This window comes from Maritimibacter alkaliphilus HTCC2654, from assembly GCF_000152805.1.
Classification (GTDB): Bacteria; Pseudomonadota; Alphaproteobacteria; order Rhodobacterales; family Rhodobacteraceae; genus Maritimibacter; species Maritimibacter alkaliphilus.
On record NZ_CH902578.1, the window covers coordinates 1,079,819 to 1,084,930 of the forward strand.

Below are 5,112 nucleotides of genomic sequence, written 5' to 3' on the forward strand. Positions count from 1 at the left end.
CCCTCCCGAGGTTTTTTGAAACGAAGAAGGGGGCGGAGTCAGTCCGTGACGGTCCAGGGCGTGTCGAAGTGATGTTCTTCGAGGTTGGCACCCGCACCGATCCGGTCGATCACGGCGAAAAGGCCGGGGGCCTCCAGCGGCGTGAGGACGCCGTGCCAGGTACCCCGGTGAAAGTTGATCGCCTGTCCGGGGGCGGTGAGAAAGGCGTCCGGCGTGCCGGGCGTGCCGTCAATGTCCGGGGCCACGATCACGAGGAACGCGGTCATCGACATCGGCACGAAGCATTGCGACCCGTCCGGGTGACGCTCCACCAGATCGAGCGTGTAGGGGAGCGCGCGCGGCTCGGCCTTGAACAGGCTCACGCCCGCGCGTCCGTCCGAGAAGTCGAGCCTGGCGCGGTCGTGGTAGCGGCCGCACATGCCCTGATTGATGATCTTGTCGGGGTCGCCTGCCGTGTCGAGCACGTCGCCATAGGGCGCGAAGGCTTGGGCGGTGAGGGGGCGGGCGATGATCGTCCGGCTCACCCGAGTTTTTCCTTCAGCCGCAAGAGCGCGATGCGTTCGACCTGCTTGCAGGCCTCAGTGAATTCCGTCTCGGTGTCGTTCTCGACACGGCGCGTGAAGGCGTTCAGGATGCCCTGCTTGTCGTGGTCGCGCACCGCGATGATGAAGGGAAAGCCGTGCTTTTCGACATAGTCGGTATTGAGCCGGGTGAAGTCCGCGCGTTCCGCGTCGGTCAGCGCATCCAGTCCGGCGCTCGCCTGTTCCGACGTGCTTTCGGCTGTGAGACGCTTGGCGGCGGCGAGTTTGCCGGCGAGGTCGGGGTGGGCGGTCAGCACGCCCAGCCGTTCCTCGTGGCTGGCCGACCGGAACACGCGGGCGAGCGCGTTGTGCAGACCGATGACACTGTCATGGGCCGGGCCCAGCTCCATTTCCCACGCGCGTTCCGCGATCCAGCTGGAATGTTCGAAAATACCGCCGAACTGCGCGACGAAATCCGCTTTTTCCCATGTATGAGGTTCGATTTGTGCAATTGGCGGATGTGCTTCGGCCCAATTGCGGGCGATGTCGATGCGGCGCGGGGTCCAGACGCCTTCGAAGCTCTGGATGTAGTCGATGAATTTTTTCAGACCCATCACGCGGCCCGGTCGGCCGACGATCCGGCAATGCAGTCCGACCGACATCATCTTGGGCGCGCCCGCCAACCCCTCGGCATAGAGCGCATCGAAACTGTCCTTGAGATATGTGAAGAAGTGCTCGCCCGTGTTGAACCCCTGCGCGGTGGCGAAGCGCATGTCGTTCGCGTCCATCGTGTAGGGGATGACGAGCTGGTCGCGTTCGCCCACGCGCATCCAATAAGGCAGGTCGTCGTCGATCGTGTCCGAGACATAGGCCAGTTGCCCGGTTTCGGCGGCCAGTCGCACGGTGTTCATCGAACAGCGGCCCGTATACCAGCCTTCGGGCGGGGTGCCGACGACTTCGGTGTGCAGGCGTATCGCCTCCTCGATGGCCGCGCGTTCCTCCGCCTCCGGCATGTCCTTGTGCTCGACCCATTTAAACCCGTGGGAGGCGATTTCCCACTCCGCCCCGACCATCGCCGCGACCTGTTCCGGCGAACGGGCGAGCGCCGTGGCCACGCCGTAGACCGTCGGCTTGATCCCGGCCCCTGTGAACAGCCGGTGGAGCCGCCAGAACCCGGCCCGCGCGCCGTAGTCGTAGTTCGATTCCATGTTCCAGTGGCGCTGGCCGGGCCATGGCGCGGCCCCGATGATCTCGGACAGGAACGCCTCGGACGCCGCATCGCCGTGCAGGACGTTGTTTTCGCCGCCTTCTTCGTAGTTCACCACGAATTGCACCGCGATCCGGGCCCCGTTCGGCCACATCGGATCCGGCGTGGTCGGGCCGTAGCCGCGAAGATTGCGTGGATATCTGATCATCGGCTGCCCCTTATCGTCACCGGACGGTCAACGCTGCCCCAAATTTGAGCAAAAACACCTTCGAATGGATATTCCCTTGTGAAGGGATTGGAAACGCCTTTCACTCAAGCCATTGTAAGCACGCGGGTTTGGCCAGATCATCACCCGCAGACGATGGGACAAGACGAAAAAATGAGCGGATACCTTACGACTCACGTGCTGGACACGGCACGGGGCACCCCTGCCGCCGGGATCGAGATCGCGCTCTATCGCGTCTCGGGCAATTCCCACAAGAAGATCGCGACGGCGGTGACGAATGCGGACGGGCGGACCGACGGCCCGATCCTGCCGGAAAGCAAATTCAAGACCGGCACCTATGAGCTGATCTTCTTTGCGGGCGACTATCTGCGCCGGACGGGCGCAGCCGAGGGCGAGACGTTGTTTCTGGATCAGATCCCGATCCGGTTCGGGATGGACGAGGAATGCCACTACCACGTGCCGCTCCTCCTCTCGCCCTACGGCTATTCGACGTATCGGGGGAGCTAGGTCGTGAACGGGATCATCATACTCGACTGGCTCGAATTCGCGGTGCGCTGGCTGCATGTCGTCACGGCGATCGCGTGGATCGGCTCGTCTTTCTACTTCATCGCGCTCGACCTCGGCCTGCGCCCCTCGACCGACCGCCGCTCCGGCGTGAACGGCGAGGCGTGGCAGGTCCACGGGGGCGGGTTCTATTTCATCCAGAAATACCTCGTCAGCCCCGCGCGGATGCCGGACGAGCTGACGTGGTTCAAATGGGAAAGCTATTCGACATGGCTGTCGGGGGCCGCACTGTTGATGCTGGTCTATTGGGCCGGGTCCGAGATGTACCTGATCGACGCGGCCAAGATGGACCTGTCGCCCGCGGTCGCGATCCTGATCTCGGCGGCCTCGCTGACTGTCGGCTGGATCGTCTACGATTTCCTGTGCAAATCTCCGCTGGGCGAGCGTCCGACGCTGCTTATGCTTCTGCTGTTCGTCCTGCTCATGGTGATGGGCTGGGGCTACAACCAGATCTTCACGGGCCGTGCCGTCATGATCCACCTGGGCGCGTTCACGGCCACGATCATGACCGCCAACGTGTTCTTCATCATCATGCCGAACCAGCGGATCGTGGTGAAAGACCTGATCGCGAAGAAAGCGCCCGATCCGAAATACGGCAAGATCGCCAAGCTCAGGTCGACCCACAACAACTACCTCACGCTTCCGGTCATCTTCCTGATGCTGTCCAACCACTACCCGCTGGCCTTCGCGTCGACCTATAACTGGGTGATCGCGGGCCTCGTGTTCCTGATGGGGGTGACGATCCGCCATTTCTTCAACACGCATCACGCCCACAAGGGCAACCTGTGGTGGACGTGGCTGGTGACGGCGCTTCTGTTTCTGGGGGCGGTCTGGCTTTCGACGCTGGGCACGCAGGCCGACACCTATGACGAGAGCGAGGCGCGGGCGCTGACGCCGCATGAAGAGCGTTACGCCAGCGTCGCGGAATTCGAGGACGTGCTCTGGGTCGTGCAGGGGCGGTGTTCGATGTGCCACGCACGCGAGCCGGGGTGGGACGGGATCGCGACCGCGCCCAAGGGCGTCGTGTTGGAGACGCCTGCGGACATCGCGGCCGAAGCGCGGCGCATCTACATTCATGCGGGCCTGACGGACGCGATGCCGCCCGCGAACATCACCTATATGGAACCCGAGGAACGCGCGATCATCCGGGCGTGGATCGAGGCGGCGGGATAGAGTTTCGAATGGGCGTGCGCCCATCCGATCCGCTGGAGGGGCGCTGCCCCTCCAGACCTCCCCGAAGTATTTTTGAAACAGAGAAGAAGGACCGTGGCTTTTCACGCCGGGGGTGCCTGTCTATAAGGCCGCGAGACCATTGGAGTTTGCGACATGCGCACAGCGAAGGTGAGCCGGTCCACGGCCGAAACCGAGATCACCGTCGAGATCGACCTCGACGGCACCGGGACCTATGACAACGACACGGGCGTTGGGTTTTTCGACCACATGCTCGACCAGTTGTCGCGCCATTCGCTGATCGACATGACGATCCGGGCCAAGGGCGACTACCACATCGACGACCACCACACGGTCGAGGATACGGGGATCGCGCTGGGTCAGGCCCTGCGCGAGGCATTGGGCAACAAGAAGGGCATTGTGCGTTACGGCGCGTGTCACTTGCCGATGGATGACGCGCAGGTGCGGGCGGCGCTCGACCTGTCGGGACGGCCCTATCTGGTGTGGAACGTGGACATTCCGACGCCGAAGATCGGTACCTTCGACACCGAACTGGTGCGCGAATTCTTCACGGCATTCTCCGGCAACGGCGGCATCACGCTCCACGTCGATCGGCTCCACGGGTTCAACAGCCACCACATCGTCGAAGCCGCGTTCAAGGCGGTGGCGCGGGCGCTGCGGGTCGCGGTCGAGACCGACCCGCGCAAGGCCGATGCGGTGCCGTCGACCAAAGGGGCGCTGTGACGTGGTCACGGCGCTCATCGACTACGAAAGCGGCAACCTGCACTCCGCCGAAAAGGCGTTTCAGCGCATGGCGCGCGAGGTGGGGGCGGGGGACGTCATTGTCACCTCGGACCCGCATCTCGTCGCATCGGCGGACCGCATCGTGCTGCCGGGCGACGGGGCCTTTCCGGCCTGCAAACAGGCGCTTTTCGACCATCGCGGCATCTACGAGGCGATGGAGCGCGCGGTGTTCGAGCGCGGCGTGCCTTTCATGGGCATCTGCATCGGGATGCAGATGCTGGCGACCCGCGGGCTGGAATACGCCGAGACGGACGGGTTCGACTGGATCGGCGGCGACGTGGTGCATATCGAGCCGGGACCGGACAAGAAGGTGCCGCACATGGGCTGGAACGATCTGGTGATCGACAACCCGCACCCGGTGCTGGACGGGATCGGGACGGGCGATCACGCCTATTTCGTCCATTCCTACCACTTCCGCGTGGCGGACCCGGCGCACCGGCTGGCCTATTGCGATTACGGCGAAGAGATCACGGCCATCGTCGGCCGCGACAACATGGTGGGCACCCAGTTCCACCCGGAAAAATCGCAGGCCAACGGGATGAAGATCATCGCCAATTTCCTCGATTGGCGCCCCTGACCTTCTCTGGTCCGAAAATACCTCGGAGGGGGTTTGGGGGAGG

At 63.7% G+C, this 5,112-nt stretch carries 6 protein-coding genes; 4 read left to right on the top strand and 2 right to left on the bottom strand.

What is annotated here, in order from left to right:
• Window positions 1-38 precede the first annotated feature (38 nt).
• Window positions 39-524 carry an ureidoglycolate lyase gene (locus RB2654_RS06480; protein WP_008329785.1) on the bottom strand — a complete coding sequence of 162 codons (486 nt, stop codon included), beginning with the start codon at window positions 522-524 and terminating at the stop codon, window positions 39-41.
• A complete protein-coding gene (puuE, locus tag RB2654_RS06485; RefSeq protein ID WP_008329787.1) occupies window positions 521-1,936 on the bottom strand; it encodes an allantoinase PuuE in 1,416 nt (471 codons plus the stop codon). Before puuE ends, RB2654_RS06480 begins: the two co-directional genes overlap by 4 nt.
• A gap of 171 nt (window positions 1,937-2,107) precedes the next feature.
• On the opposite strand from puuE, the gene uraH reads away from it, so the two are divergent.
• The 4 genes from uraH (at window position 2,108) to hisH (ending at window position 5,069) form a co-directional block, all read left to right on the top strand.
• Window positions 2,108-2,461: a hydroxyisourate hydrolase gene (gene uraH / locus RB2654_RS06490; protein ID WP_040884505.1), complete on the top strand. Its 354-nt coding sequence runs from the start codon at window positions 2,108-2,110 to the stop codon at window positions 2,459-2,461.
• Window positions 2,462-2,464: 3 nt separating this feature from the next.
• Window positions 2,465-3,691, top strand: a complete 1,227-nt coding sequence (locus tag RB2654_RS06495; protein WP_008329797.1) for a urate hydroxylase PuuD — start codon at window positions 2,465-2,467, stop codon at window positions 3,689-3,691.
• 153 nt (window positions 3,692-3,844) lie between these two features.
• Window positions 3,845-4,432, top strand: a complete 588-nt coding sequence (gene hisB / locus RB2654_RS06500; protein ID WP_008329800.1) for an imidazoleglycerol-phosphate dehydratase HisB — start codon at window positions 3,845-3,847, stop codon at window positions 4,430-4,432.
• A 1-nt stretch (window position 4,433) separates the two neighbouring features.
• On the top strand, window positions 4,434-5,069 hold the full coding sequence (gene hisH, locus RB2654_RS06505; RefSeq protein WP_008329802.1) for an imidazole glycerol phosphate synthase subunit HisH: 636 nt from the start codon (window positions 4,434-4,436) through the stop codon (window positions 5,067-5,069).
• Window positions 5,070-5,112: the final 43 nt, after the last annotated feature.

Bases quoted from the DNA above. Each gene is read 5' to 3' on its own strand.
- puuE (WP_008329787.1), bottom strand. From the start codon at position 1,936: ATGATCAGATATCCACGCAATCTTCGCGGCTACGGCCCGACCACGCCG.
- uraH (WP_040884505.1), top strand. From the start codon at position 2,108: ATGAGCGGATACCTTACGACTCACGTGCTGGACACGGCACGGGGCACC.
- hisB (WP_008329800.1), top strand. From the start codon at position 3,845: ATGCGCACAGCGAAGGTGAGCCGGTCCACGGCCGAAACCGAGATCACC.